The organism is Weissella ceti (assembly GCF_018394055.1).
In the GTDB taxonomy this organism is placed as follows: domain Bacteria; phylum Bacillota; class Bacilli; order Lactobacillales; family Lactobacillaceae; genus Weissella; species Weissella ceti.
The window spans coordinates 256,060-276,411 of the sequence record NZ_CP074441.1; the positions used below are offsets into that span (position 1 = coordinate 256,060).

The following is a 20,352-nucleotide window of genomic DNA, read 5'->3' on the forward strand; positions in this document are numbered from 1 at the left end:
AGTAGGGTTATAAATAAAAATAAACAGGGCCACTAGTGAAAACTAATGGCCCTGTTTACTTGTTTAAGTGACATATAACAAACTATTTGTCTGTGTAGTCGCCTTCTTGGATATTGTCACGATTTGATTGATTGTATGTGTGACGGGTTGGCATGATGATCGCCGCAATGATATAGAAAGCAATCATTGGGAATCCCCATGTAACTAGGAATAGACCGATGAAGATTAAACGCATAACATTAGGATCAATGTTAAAGTAATCTGCGAATCCTCCTAAAACACCGGCAAGAACACGGTCGTTTGACTTATATAACTTCTTTTTCATGAGGGATCTCCTTATTTATTAGTGTATAACAAAGTATATTATATGATAAATAATAACGCAAGTAGCATAAACGTTTTTTAAAAAGCACTAAAGGCAGCGTTTTTTTAGGGCGTTAAATGTTGATTTCTGATAAGGTAGAGGAAGTTATAAAAAGAGGAGATCAATTATGATTATCGAATTATTGAAATCAATGATTATTGGTATCGTTGAAGGAATTACAGAATTCTTGCCAATCTCATCAACGGGACACATTATCATTACCCAAGCCTTTCTGAACATTCCTGGTGGAGACTTGTGGACTGAAGCCTTCGCACACATGTACGAATATGTTATCCAACTTGGGGCAATTATGGCTGTTATTCAGTTATACTTCCATAAGTTGAACCCATTCTCACCAACTAAGTCTTCATTGGAACGTAAGCAAACTTGGAGCCTATGGTTCAAAGTTGCGGTAGGTGTGTTGCCAGCCGTTGTAATTGGTTTCTTGTTTAACGATTACATGCAAGACAACATTTGGATTGTTGCAACAATGCTAATCCTTTATGGTGTCTTGTTTATCGTAATTGAAAACTATTTGAAGAACAAGAACCCATTGGTCACAGACATTAACCAATTGACTTATCAATTGGCTTTGTGGATTGGATTCTTCCAAGTGTTGGCAATTATTCCTGGAACATCACGTTCTGGAGCCACAATCTTGGGAGCCCTTTTGCTAGGGGCCTCACGTTTGGTTGCGGCAGAATTCTCATTCTTCATGAGTATCCCAGTTATGTTTGGGGTGACAATTTTGAAGATGGGAAGCTACTTCAAGGATGGTGGATCATTTACTGGACCACAAGCCTGGGTATTAGCAGTCGGATTCATCGTTTCATGGATTATTGCTTACGTAGCAATCAAGTTCTTGTTGGACTACATCAAGAACAATGACTTTAAGGTCTTTGGTTACTACCGTATTGCATTAGGACTATTCGTCATCTTGTTAGGTGCAATTGGTATCCTACACTAATCGCCAATTAACGATTAGGATAAAACAATAATAAAATGAAAAGGACCGCCTCTAACGAGGCGGTCCTTTTTCGTATGAACAGTAAATTAATTCGATAAAAAGTCAGGCTTTTTCCTTTTTAATATGCATTTTTTGTGAGATTTGCACAATCTTTTGACGACTATTTTTATCAACAGCTGGCCAAATATGATTTAGAATCGCAATGATGGTTGTGCCAAGTAGGCCTACAAATGCTAAGAAATTCATCCAAACCATGGTAATGATCACTGAGTTAATTGCTTGATAGAATGAGTATGCTTGGGTAATAAAGCCCACGTAAAGACTGAACAAGTGCGCCAATCCCATCATACACAATACTTCAAACGTAGTACCAACAACTGCCCACGGTAACCAAGGCTTTTTAGTCGGTAATAACCAATTGAAGAGCGTTAATGTAATAAACAATCCAACGAAAACGATTAATGGTTTAGCAGACTTCAATAGGCGGACAGTATCATCATTAATCGGCAGCACATCCAAAACATTTGATCCAATAGCTGCAAACAATAACAGAATAGCCGCAGTTGCAAGAATTAAAACTAACCAGAAAAGAGATACAAAACGATCAATGATGGCGATATGTTTTGCCGGTACGCCATAGATTTGGTTTTGCGAAGTTCTAATTGAGGCGATTAAACGGGTTACGGACCATAATGTCACTAACAACGAAATTGACAACACACCTAATCCATTTTGAAACAAGATTGATTCAACGATAGGCTGTAGGATGTGTAAAATTGATTCTGGTAAGAATGTTGCTAGGAAATTGATAACGGTGTCTAACTCTAAACCAACAATAGAAAGAAGATTACCAATCACAATTAGCATTGGAAATATTGATAATAAAGAAAAATAAGCAATTGAGGCGCTAGCATAGCCAAAATCGATCCGACAGAAATAATCAATGATAATTTTGACGTATTGATTTTGCCAAATACTATTCCAAACTTTGTGCATGAGTCATCTCCTTTCTTATGATTTTGGCTAGAATATAAAAAACATCAATATAAATTGATGTTAGTGACTACAGATTTTCAAGAGATTCGAGATGGAATCCGCGACGAGATAGTTGGCGAATAATTTTTGATAAACGTGCTTCATCGACTGCCATTGGTAACGTTACAACAACACGTGTTGTGCGGATGTTTTCGTCTGGATCAAATGTTACAAGAGATAGAATATCTGTGTAACGGGCAATGATTTTTGAGATTTTTTCTAGACTACCACGTTCACCATCAGTCAAAATTGTCATGACATAACGACCAGAACTAGGTGTCCATGAGTTTTCAAATACTTCATTTAAACGATTGTTAGTAATAATCCCAATAAAATGATGACGATCGTCTAAAACAGAAATAAATGGTAAATCGCGAAGTGCGAAAATCAAATCAAAGAATGAAGCGTCAATGTTAATAAACTTTGTCATGTTACGCATCAAAGTTGTTACTGGTTGGCTCATGTCAGCTTGCTCTGACAAATGCTTATACAGGTGCAGCTTGTAAATGACACCACGGAACATTTGACCATCAGCGTCCAAAATAGGTAACGCACGTAGGTTTTCAGCTTCTAAGATATCGAATGCTTCTTGTAAAGTCGTATTACTAGTGATGGTAATAATATCGGCACGGGGCTTCACTAAAGTTTCAAGCATTTGATTAAATCTCCTTTTTGTTTTCTAATCTAATTATCATAACATGTTCTTATACTATTTGGCATGTTTGCATGCATCTAAGTAGATTTTTCTCTTAAACATTAGAGAAATCGAACGAAATATGAGAATTATAAGTGTTCACCCGGAAACGCCTGAGAGTAGGAAAGTCGTGCATACAGGTTAAAAATTAGGTACTATTAACACTTGAGTGTCTTTTTAGGCAATTTGGTGTTTTTACATAGAAGTTATTGAGGGTGCAGTATGTTTGATGTGAAATATAAAGAAGTTATACATAAAAGCATTATGTCCATGCTAGTCATTATGATGTTGGCATTTCTATCGACGTATGTGGTGTTTTTTGGACAATATTTTGATTCTAGTGCAGATGGTTTGTTCCATATGAGTCGTTTTGAATCCGTCTATCAAAGTTTTGCAGCCGGACAATGGCCGAGTCGATTTAATTTTATCGGTTTTGATAATCAAGGATCAGTTATTTCAGGGATGTACCCGTGGATTACGTCGCTAATTTTTATTTTGCCACGATTTATTGCGGAGCCGTTTACGGCATTAGCAATTGGCTTCTTCATCATGAATCTTCTAACGATGATATTTACGTGGTTATTGATGCGTCGATTAACCAATCAACGTCTCCTACAATGGTTGGGGATTTTGTTGTATCAATTTAATGGCTACCACTTCATTGTGATGTATTCTCGTGTTGCGATTGGTGAAGCAATTGGATATATGGTATTACCTCTGGTATTACTAGGATTGATTGATATCTGGCACCAACGTAAGTGGGGGTGGGTAACGTTAGGGATAGCTATGGCAATTGTGGCGAATGGTCATGTATTGTCATTGATTTTATGCACAATGATGGTTGTTGTGTTTGAGTTGTATCGTTTGATGACGAAAAAAATGTCTTGGTCTGAAATTTGGCAATTGGTAAAAGGTGCCATGCTAGCCGTTGTATTAGCCGGCTATTCATTGTTCACTATCTTTCAAATTGTGACACAAAACACACTAACGCCACCCACCGTACGTTGGACTACGATGACACCCCTAAACTACATCATCGTTACCGCAACCAATGATTTTAAGGAATATCGTGACACAACGATGGGCTTGGTTATTGGTGTATTGTTAATTTTGTTTTTAGTACTAGCCTTGAAGCAAAAAGAAGGTCGCTGGCGTCGTTGGATCATTGCGGCTAACGTAGTATTGATGGGCTGCTTTAATTTCATTTATTGGCCGGGGATGGTTAACACACCATTAGGAACAATCCAATTTAGTATGCGCTTCTTGATGTTCTCAGGCTTATTCTTAGCTGTTGGAATTGTGATGTATTATCAGGAACATGCATTAACGAACAAACGTCGTCATTGGGTAATTATCACAATGGTTGCCGTGACATTAGGAAGTTTAATCGGAATGATTCGACATGATCGTAAAAATTATGATTACTTGAAACGTGTTACGCCAAGTACGTATGCTAACTGGATTAGTTGTAATCATAGTCGCGACTATGTTGTGCTAGACGATAAGTTTAAGCGACGTGACCATGATATTTCGACAGAACAAGGGCGTAAGGCACTTAATTCTGCGACAATGTATGATCCTAAAATTCGTCAAAAATTTACCTACAAGGGAAGCACGTTCGATTCCGTGGCTTGGGCACAAGAAACAAAGATGACGGGGATGACTAAATTACCTGTTGTTGGGTACAAGGGTGTAAAGTACAAGGTTCTAGTGAATGGCAAAGAAGTTAAGTTTGAATGTAAAGAAGGTCACTTGTTTGTACCGCTAACAAAGGGACATAACGATATTGCTGTCTCAGCTCGTTAGAGCTATTGTGTAAAAAATAATTAATAAAAGCGAGCTCCTTAGGGAGCTCGCTATTTCTTTTGTCTTAGTTTAAAGACCGCCATCTGTTCAATAGCTATTAATGCCTGCTAGATGGCACTTTTTTAAAGTTAGCGGTATAATATGCATAGATAAAGTTCACATGAAATGAAACGGGGAGAGTCACTTGATTCTCCCCCTTTCGTGTAGATATAAACAATTTGAAGAGGAATAAACATGAAATTAATTGTCGGTTTGGGTAACATCGGTCGTGAATACGAAAACACACGCCACAACATTGGATTTATGGCATTAGATGCTTTAGCAGAACGCGAAAGTTTAACTTTTAAGATGGACAGTGCGCACCATGCAATGGTTGCAGACTGGCGTTACAAGGGTGAAAAGATGTTGTTGGTTAAGCCAACAACATACATGAATGAGTCTGGACGTGCAGTTGGACCGTTGATGAAGTATTACGATTTGGAAAATGAAGATGTCTTGGTCATTCATGATGACATGGATATGGATCTAGGTCGTCTACGTATTCGCGCAACTGGTTCAGCTGGCGGACACAATGGTATTAAGAGTTTGATTCAAGCGCTAGGAACGAAGGAATTTACACGTCTAAAGTTTGGTATCTCACATCCTAAGCATGAAAGCCAAGCTGTTATCGACTTTGTACTAGGGAAGTTTACAAAGGATGAAATGCCAGAAGTGATGACAGGAATTGATCGTACAATTGAAATTATTGAAGGATTCGGAGCCGGTGAAGAAGCACAAAAGCTAATGAATCGTTTTAACTAGTAACGGGGGTTACTATTGGGAGGGAATTATGCAACTGATTGACTTAATTGCGCAAAATGAAGACTTACAAACATTAGCGCAAGCATTGCCTGAAGGTGGGCGACATGTTATTTCTGGACTGACTGGAACAGCACGTACAACCTATCTAGGGGCTTTGCATAAACAGGTCGCAGGACCAACACTATTAATTGCGGATAATGCGTATCATGCAGATCAAATTTTTGAAGATTTGGTCGGTTTATTAGGAGAGTCATCAGTTTATATCTTCCCAACTGAAGATACACTTGCGACAGAAACAGCTTTAACATCACCAGATGTATTGATTGCGCGTGTTGGCGCATTACACGCGTTACGTCACCAAGCAGATGCAATCATTGTGACGTCTACGAGTGGTGTGCAACGTTATTTGCCACCAGTTGACATGTTTGATGCTGCTGCATTGACGATTGACTTCGACCATGAATTTGAACTCTCAGAATTACAGAGTCAATTCATGGAGATGGGCTATCAAAAGACGGCGGCTGTTGAACAAGCGGGTGAATTTGCGGTTCGTGGATCAATCGTCGACGTCTTTCCAATGGATGCTGCATATCCAGTCCGAATGGACTTCTTTGATACTGAACTAGATTCATTACGTTCGTTTGATATTGCGACCCAACGAAGCCAGGATAACTTGGAAAACGTGACGATTTTACCGGCAACGGATTTAATTGCGGACGCAGGACGCCGCCAAGCGTTTACAACTGATTTGGAATTGATGCTAACTGAGCAACGTGATGCATTAGAAGGAGCAGCGAAGCGCCATCTAACCGAAGGTGTACAACCTTTGTTAGATATGTTGGCAGACAACCAGATGCCAGGGGCTGTACGCGCATATTTGGATGTCCTATATCCAGAGCAAATCAGTATTTTGGATTATCTACCGACTGATGGAGTGGCAATTTTCGATGATTATCCACGTGCATTAGAGAATGCTGCACAATTTGAAGTCGAAAATAAAGAATGGTTATCAGAACAAGCGGAATCTGGCCTTGTTTTGCAACCTAAGTCATTCGGACTAAAGTTGGCAGAGTTAGCCCGTGATGTGAAACAAGCCAGCGTGATTACGACGACGCTGCAACGTGGAATTGGTAATTTACGTCAAACAAGTTTGACAAACGTCACTGTGCGACCAGCCCAACAATTCTTTGGGCAAATGCCATTGTTGAAGAACGATGTGAGTCGTTGGCAGAAACAAGGATATACAATCTTGTTTTTGGCTAACACACCTGAACGTGTTGAGAAAACAGAAGGCACATTAAATGATTTTGGTGTTGCAACCAATGCTGTGGCAGCTGATGCTTTAGTGACTGAGCGTACGCAAGTGACCGAATTAGCATTGAGTGCTGGATTTGAATGGCCAGCCCAAAAAATGATGGTGGTCACAGAACGTGAACTCTTCCAACAAGTGAAGAAGAAAGCGCCACGTCGACAAACTTTATCTAACGCTGAGCGTATTAAGAGTTACAACGAATTAAACGTCGGTGACTATGTTGTACACACAAACCACGGTATTGGTATCTATGAGGGGATGGAAACCATTGAACGTAATGGGGTTAAACAAGACTACATTACGATTGGTTTCCAAAAAGATGCAAAAATCTTTATTCCGGTGACACAACTAGATCTTGTCCAAAAGTACGTTGGTGCAGCAGAAAAAGCGCCTAAGATTAATAAATTAGGTGGAACTGAATGGCAGAAGACAAAGGCTAAGGTTGCCAAGAAGGTTGAAGATATTGCGGATGACCTATTAGCACTTTATGCTGAACGTGAATTACGTAAAGGATTTGCTTTTAGTCCTGATGGTGATGCACAACAACGTTTCGAAGCAGCCTTTCCATATGCTGAAACACCAGACCAAAGCCGCTCAACAGAAGAAATTAAGCGTGATATGGAGAAGAAACGTCCCATGGATCGTTTGTTGATAGGTGACGTTGGGTTTGGAAAGACAGAAGTGGCAATGCGTGCAAGTTTCAAGGCGGTCAATGATCATAAGCAAGTTGCTGTGTTGGGCCCAACGACCATCCTTGCGCAACAACACTATGAATCATTTGTCAGCCGCTTCGCGGGAACAGATGCAAAGATTGGTGTTTTGTCACGATTCCAAAGCACAAAGCACCGTCGTGAAACGCTAGAAGCGTTGGCGCTCGGTGAAATTGATGTCGTCATTGGCACACATCGCCTATTGTCTAAGGATGTTCAGTTCTCAGACCTAGGACTATTGATTGTCGATGAAGAACAACGTTTTGGTGTGAAACACAAAGAACGTTTGAAGGAATTACAAGCGAACGTCGATGTTTTAACATTAACGGCGACACCAATTCCGCGTACATTAAATATGTCGATGGTTGGGGTACGTGACTTGTCTGTTATTGAAACACCGCCGGCTAATCGTTACCCAATTCAAACTTATGTGATTGAACAAAACGGTCAAACGATTGCGAGTGGAATTGAGCGTGAGTTGTCACGTGGTGGGCAAGTTTTTTACCTACACAACCGTGTGGATGACATTGAAAAGACGGTGGATTACATTCAAACGCTCGCGCCTGAAGCGCGTGTGACGTATGTTCATGGTCAAATGACTGAAACACAACTAGAAGGTGTGTTGGTCGACTTTATTAATGGTGAATACGATGTCTTGGTCACAACAACGATTATTGAAACTGGGGTAGATATCCCTAATGCGAATACATTGTTTGTTGAAAATGCAGATCACATGGGCTTGTCACAACTTTATCAACTACGTGGTCGTGTTGGTCGTTCAAATAACTTGGCCTATGCGTACTTTATGTATCCAGGAACACGTTCGTTGAGTGAAGAAAGTGAAAAGCGTTTAGAAGCGATTCGTGACTTCACAGAACTTGGGTCTGGATTCAAGATTGCGATGCGTGATTTGTCTATTCGTGGGGCAGGTGATTTGCTAGGGCAAAGCCAGCATGGATTCATTAACACGGTTGGTTACGACCTATACATGCAGATGTTGAATGAGGCAGTTGAAGCCAAACGTGGTAAGAAACAAGTTGAAAAGACTGATGCAGAATTGGATCTACAAGTGCAAGCATACTTGCCACAAGACTACATCAGCGATGGACCACAAAAGATTGAAATCTATCAACGCATTCGTAAGTCTAACAAGCCAGAAGAATTTGCTGAAATTGTGGATGATTTGTTTGATCGCTTTGGTGAATTGCCAGAAACAGTGGAAGCATTGATTGAAGTTGGTCAATTAAAGGCAAATGCAGACTATGCGATGATTACGCAAATGAAGCGACCTCGTCAAAACTTGAATCAAGTGGTGATGAGCTTTGACGAAAAGTTTGTTGATATGGCAATGGTCCAAAACGCACTTAAGAAAGCGCATATGCCAGGCCAAGTAAAGCAAATTAACCAATTAGAATTAGTCGTGCCAATCCAAGCGGCACAAAGTGAACTTGAATGGTTGAAGATGTTGAATAGCTTTGCAGCAGAATTACGTACAATTCGAACAAAGGAAAAGTAAGCTTATGGGAAAACAAAAAATGTTGGCTGGGGCAGGTGTCTTAGCGGCAGCTGGAATCTTAGCCAAAATTTTAAGTGCCCTATACCGGGTTCCTTTTCAAAATTTAGTTGGTAATACTGGGTTTTACGTCTACCAACAAGTCTATCCAATTTATGGTATTGGAATGGTCATGGCCCTAAGCGGGTGGCCATTGTTTATATCAAAGGTAATTGCAGAACAACCTAGTGCAGTAGCACGAAAACATGTTGCCTGGCGCTTGTTTTGGTTGTTGACTATCTTAAGTGTTATTGTGTTTGGCGTGTTATTTTTCGGAGCACCGATGATTGCCCAATCGATGGGGAATGACTTACGTCTAATACCAGAAATTCAAGCCGTATCGTGGTTGTTTTTGGTCATGCCATTCTTGGCGGTGGGCCGTGGTTATACCCAAGGTATGATGGATATGGCACCAACTGCGATTTCGCAAGTCTTAGAGCAATTAGTTCGGGTTGGCTTAATCATTGGAATTGCCTGGTATGGTGTCATGCAAGGTTGGTCCGTTTATAAAATTGGTACTTGGGCAATGTTCGCCGCTACTGCGGCAGGATTAGTCGCTGCACTATATCTAGCTTGGTACATTCGTCGTCTACCGAAACAAACGGTGGTTGAAGAAACAAGCAAGTTAGGTTGGCGTCAATTAGGTGGTCGCCTTTGGCGTGAAGGTGGCATTTTAGCGATCGTGGCGGCATTATTAGTGCTGATGCAATTGATTGATTCATTCACCGTAACAACGCTCTTACAAGATTTTGGTCAAACAATTGACCAAGCTGCAATTGAAAAAGGAATTTATGATCGTGGACAACCATTACTACAATTAGGTATGGTAATTGCGACAGGATTAGGAACAACGTTGATTCCGGTGATGCGTGAAAAATGGTTAGCGCAAAATCATGATGGACTCCGTTATGATTTCCAATTAACGATGCGACTAGCCTTAGTAAGTAGTGCTTTAGTTACTGCTGGATTGATTGCAATTATGCCAAGTTTGAACCAAATGTTATTTGCAACACCTGCAGGTAGCAATACGCTGCAGTGGTACATTTTGACGATTGTACCTGCAACACTGATTGTGGTGATGATTAGTATTCTGCAAAGTATCGATCAAAGTCATGGCATTGCGAAGTGGTTAGTTCTAACGCTCTTGTTTAAGTATGTTGGGAATGAATTGTTTATCCCAACTTCGGGTACGACCGGTGCGGCGATTAGTACAGCCTTTAGTCTGGTGCCGATGGCGATCATCGTGTTACGGCGTATTCCAAAAATATGGTGGCAGGGGATGGATTGGTCCCGTTGGACGCGTCATCTGTTATCATTAGTTATGGTTGTTGGCTTCAGTGCCATGGCAGCCCGTAGCTTGTTACACGCTATGGGATTCGGATCACGAAGTATGAGTGTGATGGTAACCATGATTAGTATTGCCGTTGGATTGATTGCTGCATTCGTCGGGATGCGTCGTTGGCCAGTATTTGCACCAACGGACTGGAAGCATATTCCTAAGGGTGAGAAGATTCAAAAGAAGCTCCAAAAATAAATAACAAAACAGTGCAGAAAAGAAAGTAGAGAAAATATTATGCGTTTAGATAAGTTTTTGAAGGTGTCACGTTTGATTAAGCGTCGTACAGTGGCAAAGGAAATTTCAGACCAAGGTCGTATTGATATCAATGGTAAGGTAGCCAAGTCATCAAGCGATGTTAAGGTTGGAGATACATTAACAATCCGTTTTGGAAACAAGACAAGTGAAATTCAAATTGACCGTATTATGGATGTCACTAAGAAGGATGAAGCAGAACGTATGTACACAATTCAAGGTGAAACATTCGCGACAGAATCTGCAGAATAAGGAATCAGTTGGTTTGTTAAGTAAGGCATATTAAGAGTTTATTAAGTAATGTATAAATCTCTTTTAGAGAAGTCACTGTTTTAGGTATAGTTACACTAGATTATTGGGAAAAATCATGAGTGAAACTAATTTTGGGAGAATCCAGATGGCATACATGAACAGACAAACGAATATCCAAGCCTTAAATGATGCTGGACGTAATGAAATTGCATTTCGTCAACAAGAGTTGGCGTACCAACGTGCAATTCATCGTCGTCGTATCGTCATCTGCGGACTAACAATGTTGGTGTTCACCATTGTTTCTATGGTTCAATACCATGGCCAATATGTGAAATACACAGCAGCCGTTCAAAGTAACGCACAAATGCAAAAAAACTTAGAGAAGGCGGAAGCCGATAATAAGCAATACGTGCAGACTGCTAAAGATTTGCAAAAGGACGACTATTTGCAAAAGGTTGTACGTGAACGTCATTTGTACACTAAGGATGGCGAAACGGTATTTAACTTACCAACTAACTAAATGATGAATGAAATGGTCGAGAATTTCTCGGCCATTTTTCTATAAGGAGAGATTTATGCAAACACGCGTGTTGAATGCTAATTTAATCCAGTCGTTACGCCAAAAACAGTTATTTAATAAAGATGATCATGTTTTAGTCGCTGTATCAGGTGGCGAAGATTCACTGAACTTACTCCATTGGTTAACAAGCGGCAAGTTACCTGTGGATGTACAACCCACAGTGAGTGCGGCGTATATTAATCATCAATTACGTGCGGATTCAGCAGATGAAGAAGCATTTGTTCAGCGCGTGTTTGAGAATACGCATAATTTAGAACAGTGCTTAACGCAACGTTTGAGTTGGGACGAACAACCAACTGCAGCATTAGAGGAACTGGCACGAAAAGGACGCTATGACGCATTGATTGAAATGGCTAATCAGATTGGTGCGAATATTTTGGTGACAGCACATCACGAAGATGATCAAGCCGAAACGATTTTATATAAGTTGATTCGGGGCAGTCGCTTATCTCAATTGCAGGGGATGCAAGAGAAGATGCCGTTGTCTGAAAATCTGACGTTAGTACGTCCGTTTTTAGGGCTAACTAAAGAAAATATCCGTACACTTAATAACCATGAAGTGCTTGATTGGGTATCTGATTCTTCCAATGAGGATGTGAGCTTTGCTCGTAATCGACTACGACATGTCATTTTGCCAGAAATGGCGCAAGTAAATACACAAGTGAATCGACATTTGATTGAGTTGGGTGACCAATTAGCGGGCCAACAAGCATTATTAGTACCGGTGCTCGATGATTATGTGCTAAAAATCCAAAAGGGACAGTTTGATTGGCAATTGCCAGTTGAAAGTTGTATTTTGATTTTGCAACATTGGCTAGCGTCTAATGAGATGTTTGATATTAGTGATCGTCAACTCCGCCAGGTGGTCACGTTAATGCGTAATCAGAGTACGAACAACGGGGTTGTCATGCTAAGTGGTGGCCGAAAATTCGTCCGTCGAGGAACGTTGTTGACAATTACGGAGAATTGACTGAAAGCGGACTAAAACTTTCCGTGACAAGTACTAAACAATCGACTTAAATCGTGTTATCTTAGTACTGTGTATCAATTTAAAAAGATGAACTTGAGGAGAAACCAAGATGACGCAATGGGACATGAATAACGATATTGAACGTGTACTTTATAGTGAGGCAGATATTGCGGCCGCTGCAAAGCGTGTCGGAGAAGAATTAGCTGCGGATTATGAAGGACGAACACCAATGATCCTTTCAGTATTGAAGGGGGCTGTATTGTGGACAGTTGACGTTATGCGTCACATGCAATACTCAGATGTCGAATTCATCGACGTTTCTAGTTATCACGGTGGAATTGCTTCGTCAGGTGAAGTAGAACTAAACATTGACTTGCAAACTGACATTAAGGGTCGTGACATTATCATCATGGAAGACATCGTCGATACAGGACGTTCATTGAAGTTCATGATTGAATTGTTGGAATCTCGTGGTGCAGCATCAGTTAAGGTTGCCAGCTTGTTGGACAAGAAGGAAGGTCGTGTTGTTGAAGCGAACGTAGATTACGTTGGATTCGATGTACCAAAGGCTTTCGTTGTTGGTTACGGACTTGATTACAAGCAACTTTACCGTAACTTGCCATACGTTGGGATTTTGAAGCGTGAAGTATACGATACTGCGCACGCTGATTTGGTGGATACAGCAGATATTACATCTGAACACTAAGCATTAATAAATAAAAGAGTGAACAAGAGTAATTGGGCTCTTGTTGAGGGGGACTAGGCATGAAGAATCCACAAGGTAGTGGCAATTTTGTGCGTAATAGTGTGTTTTATGTGGTAGTTGTCTTAGGCCTATTGGGACTTGTGTACTGGGTTGCTGGTCCAAACCAAGCGACACAAACACAGACGATTAACACGTCAACATTTATGACGCAATTGCAAGACAAGAAGGTTAAGAGCATTAGTGTCCAACCAGGAGCAGGGATTTTTGAAGTTTCTGGTGAATACTATGAAGAGCAAGAACCTGAAAAGAAAGACAAGAAGAACGAAAGCAATGCTTTGGGAAGCTTGTTAGGCGAAAAGCAAAACAGCAAGGTTAAGAAGTTCACGACACAAATCGTGGGTAGCGACCAAGTGATTTCAAACGTCCAAAATGAAGCAGATAAGGTGAAGACTGAAGTGACAGCCTTGCCAGAACCATCTAACTTCCTTGGATCACTATTGATGTCAATGTTGCCTATCTTGATTATTGTTGGTTTGTTCTACGTGATGTTTGGACAAATGGCACAAGGTGGTGGTGGTCAAGGTGGCCGCGGTAACATCATGGGTGTTGGTAAGTCAAAGGCTAAGCCTGCAGACCCAGCCGACAACAAAGTGCGCTTCTCTGACGTTGCGGGAGCCGAAGAAGAAAAGCAAGAATTGGTGGAAGTCGTTGAATTCCTACGTGATACAACGAAGTACACAAAGCTTGGTGCACGTGTGCCAGCGGGTGTTTTGCTTGAGGGACCTCCCGGAACAGGTAAGACTTTGCTAGCGAAGGCTGTTGCTGGTGAAGCACAAGTACCATTCTTCTCAATTTCAGGATCTGACTTCGTCGAAATGTTCGTCGGAGTTGGAGCAAGTCGTGTCCGTGACTTGTTTGAAAATGCTAAGAAGGTTGCCCCTGCGATTATCTTTATCGATGAAATCGATGCGGTTGGTCGTAAGCGTGGAGCCGGTACTGGTGGTGGAAACGATGAACGTGAACAAACATTGAACCAAATGTTGGTTGAAATGGACGGATTCTCAGGTAATGAAGGAGTCATCGTGATGGCTGCTACTAACCGTGCGGATGTTTTGGACCCAGCTTTGCTACGTCCAGGTCGTTTCGATCGTAAGATTTTGGTTGGTCGTCCTGATGTTAAGGGTCGTGAAGCAATCTTGAAGGTGCACGCTAAGAACAAGCCATTGGCTAACGACGTGGATTTGAAGATGATTGCCAAGCAAACACCTGGCTTCGTCGGAGCTGACTTGGAAAACTTGTTGAATGAAGCTGCGCTTTTGGCTGCTCGCCAAAACCACACTGAAATCAACGCAGCTGATGTTGATGAAGCGGAAGACCGTGTTATCGCTGGTCCAGCCAAGAAGGATCGTGTTGTTTCTGCTAAGGAACGTGAAGTCGTTGCTTACCACGAAGCTGGACACGCCATTGTTGGTTTGGTCTTGAACGATGCTCGTGTTGTGCACAAGGTGACAATTGTCCCTCGTGGACGCGCTGGTGGTTACGCAATCATGTTGCCACGTGAAGATCAAATGTTGCTATCTGCTTCAGATGCAAATGATCAAATCGCTGGTTTGATGGGTGGACGTGCTGCCGAAATGTTCAAGTGGAAGCAACAATCATCAGGGGCTTCTAATGACTTTGAACAAGCAACACAATTGGCTCGTGCCATGGTTACTGAGTACGGAATGTCTGAAAAGTTGGGAATGGTTCAACTTGAAGGGCCTAACACGCCTATGATGGGTGTAAACTACTCACAAGACACTGCATCAATGATTGATTCAGAAGTGCGTGACTTGACTGCCAAGGGATACAACAACGCCATCTCAATTGTGGCGCAATACGAAGATAAGTTTGATGCAATTGCGCAAGCATTGCTTGAACACGAAACTTTGGATGAAAAGGAAATCTTGAGCTTGTTTGAAACAGGTAAGATGCCCGAATCAAAAGAAGTGAAGTCTGACGATGAAGTTGTACCAATGAGCTATGATGAAGCTAAAGCTGCAGCAAACGAAAAGTTGGTTGAAGCTGAAGAAGAATCAAAGAAAGCACATGAAAATGAATCTGGTGAAGCAATTGAACCAGAAAATACTGATGTGATGCCAGATGCGGACAAGAACCGCGATGATATCTAATCAAGCGTAAAAGCTAGCCAATCTTGGCTAGCTTTTTTGCTTGTCTGAGTAATCGTGCGTATAATGGACTAACGAATGTATGTCTCATCATATGAGTACATTGAAATAGAAATTCTTATATAAAGAAGATAGAAAAGAGTAAACGAGATGACAGATAAGTTGATTCGTGCCGTGACAAATGATGGAGCCTTCCGTGCCATTGCAATTGATGCAACAGAAATGGTGCAAGTAACAAGTAAGTATCACTCAGCATCAACCCTTGGCTTGGTTGTTTTGGGGCGTGCTTTGATTGGTGGGCTATTGCTAGCCAATGCTTTGTTGAAGGACAAGGAACGCTTGGTAATGACTATTAACGGTGGTGGTCCAGTTGGTAAGGTTGTTGTTGAAACGTCTGCCGAAGGACATGTCCGTGGTTATGTCGAAAACCCAACGGTTGAATTGCCGCTTAAGGCTGATGGTCAAGTCGACGTCGCTGGTGCCGTTGGAACAAACGGATTTTTGACAATTACTAAAGACATGGGCGAAGATATGGCACCATTCAGTGGACAAGTGCAATTGGCGACTGGTGAAATTGGTGATGACATTGCCTACTACTTAGCTAAGTCAGAACAAATCCCTTCAGCAGTTGCATTGACAGTTGATGTTACTGAAGCGGGTGTATCTGTTGCCGGTGGATTTATGGTTTCAGCATTACCTGATGCAACAGAAGACGACATCATGGGCTTGGAAGGTGAGTTGCAAAACCTACCATCAATGAGCGACATCTTGGGTGCAAATCACGAACCAATGGATGCACTTAAGGGATTGTTTGGTGATGACGCAGTGAAGTTGTTGGACACAATGCCGGTTGTGCCATACCCAGAAACAACTAAGATGGACTACACAAAGATGTTGGCAACATTGCCAGTTTCGCAATTAACAGAAATGCTAGAAAACGATCATGGGCTAGAAGTAGTTGACCGTTTTACTGGCCGTCGCATTCAATTTAGCGAAGCTGAATTGGCAGCAATCATTGAACAAGTGAACGCACAATAGAAAAGATGATAATCTCAGCCTAATTAACACTTGTAAAAGTCGTAGATGATTGGCAAAATAGGTATTGAGATGATTAATTAACATTAGATATTAAAAGACAAGAGGGGCATGACATGGCAAACCAACCAGAGTCACTTAACGATCAAATGATTGCTCGTCGTGAGAAAGCAGAAGAAATGCGCCAAGCAGGGATTGATCCCTTTGGACACCGTTTCGAACGCACACACACGGCAGCTGAACTACACGAACTATTCGATGACGTCGATGCAGAAGTTTTGGAAGAAGCACAAAACCGTGTGAAGATTTCAGGACGTATGATGACTAAGCGTCGTTCAGGAAAGATTAGTTTCGCGGACATTAAGGACCTTTCAGGTCGTATCCAAGTGTTCGTTCAAAAGCCAGTTGTTGGTGAAGAAGCCTACGAATGGTTCAAGAAGTCTGACTTGGGAGACATTATTGGATTCGAAGGTACAGTTATGAAGACTCGTGCCGGAGAACTTTCAATTAACGTTGAAGTGATTACACACTTGTCAAAGGCTTTGCGTCCATTGCCTGATAAGTACCACGGTTTGACAGACGTTGAAACAAAGTACCGTCAACGTTACTTGGACTTGATTGCTAACGAAGAATCATACGACCGCTTTATTAAGCGTTCACAAATCATCGCAGCCATCCGTTCATACATGAACCAAGATGGTTTCATTGAAGTGGAAACACCAATGTTGCAAAATGAAGCTGGTGGAGCATCAGCTCGTCCATTTACAACTCACCACAACGCGTTGGACATCGACATGTACCTACGTATCGCTTTGGAACTACACTTGAAGCGTTTGGTTGTTGGAGGGATGGAACGTGTCTACGAAATTGGACGTGTATTCCGTAACGAAGGTATGGACCCTAAGCACAACCCAGAATTTACTGTTATGGAATCATATGCAGCATACTGGGACTTTGACGACGTTATGACACAAACTGAAGAAATTTTCCGTGCAGCTTCAAAGGTTGTTTCAGAAGATGCTAAGGTTGTGTACAACGATGTTGAAATTGATCTAGGAAAGCCATTTGCTCGTAAGCACATGGTTGACTTGGTTAAGGAAGCAACTGGAATTGACTTCTGGCAAGAAATGACGCTTGAAGAAGCACGTGCATTGGCAGATGAAAAGGAAGTTAAGTACGAACAATACTGGGGAATTGGACACATCATCAATGAATTCTTCGAAGAATTCGTTGAAGACACATTGATTCAACCTACATTCGTGTACGGACATCCAGTTGAAGTGTCACCATTAGCTAAGAAGAACCCTGAAGACGGTCGTTTCACTGATCGTTTTGAATTGTTCATTATGGCTGGTGAATACGCAAACGCCTTTACTGAATTGAATGACCCAATTGACCAACGTGAACGTTTCGAAGCGCAAGCTGCAGAACGTGCCGCTGGTAACGACGAAGCCGAAGGTGTCGACGATGACTTTATCGAAGCGCTTGAATACGGTTTGGCACCTACTGGTGGATTGGGAATCGGAATTGACCGTCTAGTTATGTTGTTGACTGACGCAGATTCAATCCGTGACGTTTTGTTGTTCCCAACAATGCGTTAATAATAACCAATAATATAGAGAAAACCACGCAATTTAACGTTGCGTGGTTTTTTTGTAAAAAAGATACGAAAAAGCGTTGACTTTTGGTGTCTCAGTCTATAATATTAATCAAGTTGTTAAGGGCGCTACGGCGACTGAAACGACGCTAATTGATTCAAAAAACTTTTTCAAAAAAGGTGTTGACAATTAGCTCGCTCGTCTGTAATATTATACGAGTTGTCAAAGGCAAAACGATTCGCTAACCCCTAGGGGTGCAAGTCATTAGCCGATTCGCTTATGAAAAAAGTTCTAAAAAAACTTTTGAAAAAGCGTTGACATTCATGCCGGTTCACGGTATGATAATTAAGTTGTCTCAGGGAGATGCAAATCACCTAAACGAAACAACGAAGTAGATCATTGAAAACTGAATATCGTTTCGATGTAACAAATGTGTAGGTCGACCAACTATTAGTTGGTCCAAACATTTGCGAAGTCAATTCGCTAGTAAATTCGTTTAACATCTGTTAAACAACAAAAAAATTGAGTTATACTCAAACTTCAAATTGAGAGTTTGATCCTGGCTCAGGATGAACGCTGGCGGCGTGCCTAATACATGCAAGTCGAACGCACTGTGGTTCAACTGATTTGAAGAGCTTGCTCTGATATGACGATGAACATTGCAGTGAGTGGCGAACGGGTGAGTAACACGTGGGAAACCTACCTCTTAGCGGGGGATAACATCTGGAAACAGATGCTAATACCGCATAACACTAGCAACCGCATGGTTGCTATTTGAAAGATGGTTCTGCTATCACTAAGAGATGGTCCCGCGGCGCATTAGTTAGTTGGTGAGGTAATGGCTCACCAAGACGATGATGCGTAGCCGAGTTGAGAGACTGATCGGCCACAATGGGACTGAGACACGGCCCATACTCCTACGGGAGGCAGCAGTAGGGAATCTTCCACAATGGACGAAAGTCTGATGGAGCAACGCCGCGTGTGTGATGAAGGGTTTCGGCTCGTAAAACACTGTTGTAAGAGAAGAATAGCATTGAGAGTAACTGCTCAGTGTCTGACGGTATCTTACCAGAAAGGAACGGCTAAATACGTGCCAGCAGCCGCGGTAATACGTATGTTCCAAGCGTTATCCGGATTTATTGGGCGTAAAGCGAGCGCAGACGGTTATTTAAGTCCGAAGTGAAAGCCCACAGCTTAACTGTGGAAGTGCTTTGGAAACTGGATAACTTGAGTGCAGTAGAGGAGAGTGGAATTCCATGTGTAGCGGTGAAATGCGTAGATATATGGAGGAACACCAGTGGCGAAGGCGGCTCTCTGGACTGTAACTGACGTTGAGGCTCGAAAGTGTGGGTAGCAAACAGGATTAGATACCCTGGTAGTCCACACCGTAAACGATGAGTGCTAGATGTTTGGGGGTTTCCGCCCCTAAGTGTCGCAGCTAACGCATTAAGCACTCCGCCTGGGGAGTACGACCGCAAGGTTGAAACTCAAAGGAATTGACGGGGACCCGCACAAGCGGTGGAGCATGTGGTTTAATTCGAAGCAACGCGAAGAACCTTACCAGGTCTTGACATCCTTTGACCACGCCAGAAATGGCGCTTTCCCTTCGGGGACAAAGTGACAGGTGGTGCATGGTTGTCGTCAGCTCGTGTCGTGAGATGTTGGGTTAAGTCCCGCAACGAGCGCAACCCTTATTACTAGTTGCCAGCATTCAGTTGGGCACTCTAGTGAGACTGCCGGTGACAAACCGGAGGAAGGTGGGGATGACGTCAAATCATCATGCCCCTTATGACCTGGGCTACACACGTGCTACAATGGCAAGTACAACGAGTCGCTAACCCGCGAGGGTACGCAAATCTCTTAAAGCTTGTCTCAGTTCGGATTGTAGGCTGCAACTCGCCTACATGAAGTCGGAATCGCTAGTAATCGCGGATCAGCACGCCGCGGTGAATACGTTCCCGGGTCTTGTACACACCGCCCGTCACACCATGAGAGTTTGTAACACCCAAAGCCGGTGAGGTAACCTTTTAGGAGCCAGCCGTCTAAGGTGGGATAGATGATTAGGGTGAAGTCGTAACAAGGTAGCCGTAGGAGAACCTGCGGCTGGATCACCTCCTTTCTAAGGAAAATCGGAAACCTACACATTCGCATTGAAACGATATTTAGTTTTGAGTGGTTTACACTCAATGTAATACACGAGAGAAGAACCTC

15 protein-coding genes and 1 rRNA gene are annotated in these 20,352 nt (G+C 42.1%); 13 read left to right on the forward strand and 3 right to left on the reverse strand.

The genetic code is table 11. The features are described from left to right. Positions 1-82: 82 nt before the first annotated feature. Positions 83-325: a PspC domain-containing protein gene (locus KHQ31_RS01255; RefSeq protein WP_213409211.1), complete on the reverse strand. Its 243-nt coding sequence runs from the start codon at positions 323-325 to the stop codon at positions 83-85. A gap of 169 nt (positions 326-494) precedes the next feature. Between KHQ31_RS01255 and KHQ31_RS01260 the strand changes: the two genes are divergently transcribed. Continuing rightward, entirely contained in the window at positions 495-1,331 is an 837-nt protein-coding gene (locus KHQ31_RS01260) for an undecaprenyl-diphosphate phosphatase (RefSeq protein WP_213409692.1), read from the forward strand. A 102-nt stretch (positions 1,332-1,433) separates the two neighbouring features. On the opposite strand, the gene KHQ31_RS01265 is transcribed toward KHQ31_RS01260, so the two are convergent. Beyond that, positions 1,434-2,327, reverse strand: a complete 894-nt coding sequence (locus KHQ31_RS01265) for a YihY/virulence factor BrkB family protein (protein ID WP_213409212.1) — start codon at positions 2,325-2,327, stop codon at positions 1,434-1,436. Between the two features lie 67 nt (positions 2,328-2,394). Further along, the gene (gene cbpA, locus KHQ31_RS01270; RefSeq protein WP_213409213.1) at positions 2,395-3,021 is read right to left on the reverse strand and encodes a cyclic di-AMP binding protein CbpA; all 627 of its coding nucleotides are present in this window, start codon (positions 3,019-3,021) and stop codon (positions 2,395-2,397) included. A 261-nt stretch (positions 3,022-3,282) separates the two neighbouring features. Between cbpA and KHQ31_RS01275 the strand changes: the two genes are divergently transcribed. The 12 genes from KHQ31_RS01275 (at position 3,283) to KHQ31_RS01330 (ending at position 20,260) form a co-directional block, all read left to right on the forward strand. Then, the gene (locus tag KHQ31_RS01275) at positions 3,283-4,866 is read left to right on the forward strand and encodes a YfhO family protein (RefSeq protein WP_213409214.1); all 1,584 of its coding nucleotides are present in this window, start codon (positions 3,283-3,285) and stop codon (positions 4,864-4,866) included. Positions 4,867-5,100: 234 nt separating this feature from the next. Then, entirely contained in the window at positions 5,101-5,667 is a 567-nt protein-coding gene (pth, locus tag KHQ31_RS01280) for an aminoacyl-tRNA hydrolase (protein ID WP_213409215.1), read from the forward strand. 28 nt (positions 5,668-5,695) lie between these two features. Next, the gene (gene mfd / locus KHQ31_RS01285; protein WP_213409216.1) at positions 5,696-9,205 is read left to right on the forward strand and encodes a transcription-repair coupling factor; all 3,510 of its coding nucleotides are present in this window, start codon (positions 5,696-5,698) and stop codon (positions 9,203-9,205) included. A 4-nt stretch (positions 9,206-9,209) separates the two neighbouring features. Next, on the forward strand, positions 9,210-10,775 hold the full coding sequence (locus tag KHQ31_RS01290; RefSeq protein WP_213409217.1) for a putative polysaccharide biosynthesis protein: 1,566 nt from the start codon (positions 9,210-9,212) through the stop codon (positions 10,773-10,775). Positions 10,776-10,814: 39 nt separating this feature from the next. After that, positions 10,815-11,084, forward strand: a complete 270-nt coding sequence (locus tag KHQ31_RS01295) for an RNA-binding S4 domain-containing protein (protein WP_213409218.1) — start codon at positions 10,815-10,817, stop codon at positions 11,082-11,084. 145 nt (positions 11,085-11,229) lie between these two features. Next, positions 11,230-11,604 carry an FtsB family cell division protein gene (locus tag KHQ31_RS01300; protein WP_213409219.1) on the forward strand — a complete coding sequence of 125 codons (375 nt, stop codon included), beginning with the start codon at positions 11,230-11,232 and terminating at the stop codon, positions 11,602-11,604. Between the two features lie 55 nt (positions 11,605-11,659). After that, a complete protein-coding gene (gene tilS, locus KHQ31_RS01305) occupies positions 11,660-12,634 on the forward strand; it encodes a tRNA lysidine(34) synthetase TilS (RefSeq protein WP_213409220.1) in 975 nt (324 codons plus the stop codon). A gap of 109 nt (positions 12,635-12,743) precedes the next feature. Further along, positions 12,744-13,340: a hypoxanthine phosphoribosyltransferase gene (hpt, locus tag KHQ31_RS01310; RefSeq protein WP_009495377.1), complete on the forward strand. Its 597-nt coding sequence runs from the start codon at positions 12,744-12,746 to the stop codon at positions 13,338-13,340. A 59-nt stretch (positions 13,341-13,399) separates the two neighbouring features. Then, positions 13,400-15,511, forward strand: a complete 2,112-nt coding sequence (ftsH, locus tag KHQ31_RS01315; protein ID WP_213409221.1) for an ATP-dependent zinc metalloprotease FtsH — start codon at positions 13,400-13,402, stop codon at positions 15,509-15,511. Between the two features lie 147 nt (positions 15,512-15,658). After that, positions 15,659-16,546 (forward strand): Hsp33 family molecular chaperone HslO, encoded by an 888-nt coding sequence (locus KHQ31_RS01320; protein ID WP_213409222.1) that lies wholly within the window; start codon positions 15,659-15,661, stop codon positions 16,544-16,546. A 113-nt stretch (positions 16,547-16,659) separates the two neighbouring features. Further along, entirely contained in the window at positions 16,660-18,144 is a 1,485-nt protein-coding gene (lysS, locus tag KHQ31_RS01325) for a lysine--tRNA ligase (RefSeq protein ID WP_213409223.1), read from the forward strand. Positions 18,145-18,682: 538 nt separating this feature from the next. Beyond that, a 16S ribosomal RNA gene (locus tag KHQ31_RS01330) occupies positions 18,683-20,260 on the forward strand. Positions 20,261-20,352: the final 92 nt, after the last annotated feature.

What these genes read in the sequence shown, in the direction of transcription:
- KHQ31_RS01255 (WP_213409211.1), bottom strand. Translation starts at nt 325, where the DNA reads ATGAAAAAGAAGTTATATAAGTCAAACGACCGTGTTCTTGCCGGTGTT.
- KHQ31_RS01265 (WP_213409212.1), bottom strand. Translation starts at nt 2,327, where the DNA reads ATGCACAAAGTTTGGAATAGTATTTGGCAAAATCAATACGTCAAAATT.
- cbpA (WP_213409213.1), bottom strand. Translation starts at nt 3,021, where the DNA reads ATGCTTGAAACTTTAGTGAAGCCCCGTGCCGATATTATTACCATCACT.
- KHQ31_RS01275 (WP_213409214.1), top strand. Translation starts at nt 3,283, where the DNA reads ATGTTTGATGTGAAATATAAAGAAGTTATACATAAAAGCATTATGTCC.
- pth (WP_213409215.1), top strand. Translation starts at nt 5,101, where the DNA reads ATGAAATTAATTGTCGGTTTGGGTAACATCGGTCGTGAATACGAAAAC.
- mfd (WP_213409216.1), top strand. Translation starts at nt 5,696, where the DNA reads ATGCAACTGATTGACTTAATTGCGCAAAATGAAGACTTACAAACATTA.
- KHQ31_RS01290 (WP_213409217.1), top strand. Translation starts at nt 9,210, where the DNA reads ATGGGAAAACAAAAAATGTTGGCTGGGGCAGGTGTCTTAGCGGCAGCT.
- KHQ31_RS01295 (WP_213409218.1), top strand. Translation starts at nt 10,815, where the DNA reads ATGCGTTTAGATAAGTTTTTGAAGGTGTCACGTTTGATTAAGCGTCGT.
- KHQ31_RS01300 (WP_213409219.1), top strand. Translation starts at nt 11,230, where the DNA reads ATGGCATACATGAACAGACAAACGAATATCCAAGCCTTAAATGATGCT.
- tilS (WP_213409220.1), top strand. Translation starts at nt 11,660, where the DNA reads ATGCAAACACGCGTGTTGAATGCTAATTTAATCCAGTCGTTACGCCAA.
- hpt (WP_009495377.1), top strand. Translation starts at nt 12,744, where the DNA reads ATGACGCAATGGGACATGAATAACGATATTGAACGTGTACTTTATAGT.
- ftsH (WP_213409221.1), top strand. Translation starts at nt 13,400, where the DNA reads ATGAAGAATCCACAAGGTAGTGGCAATTTTGTGCGTAATAGTGTGTTT.
- KHQ31_RS01320 (WP_213409222.1), top strand. Translation starts at nt 15,659, where the DNA reads ATGACAGATAAGTTGATTCGTGCCGTGACAAATGATGGAGCCTTCCGT.
- lysS (WP_213409223.1), top strand. Translation starts at nt 16,660, where the DNA reads ATGGCAAACCAACCAGAGTCACTTAACGATCAAATGATTGCTCGTCGT.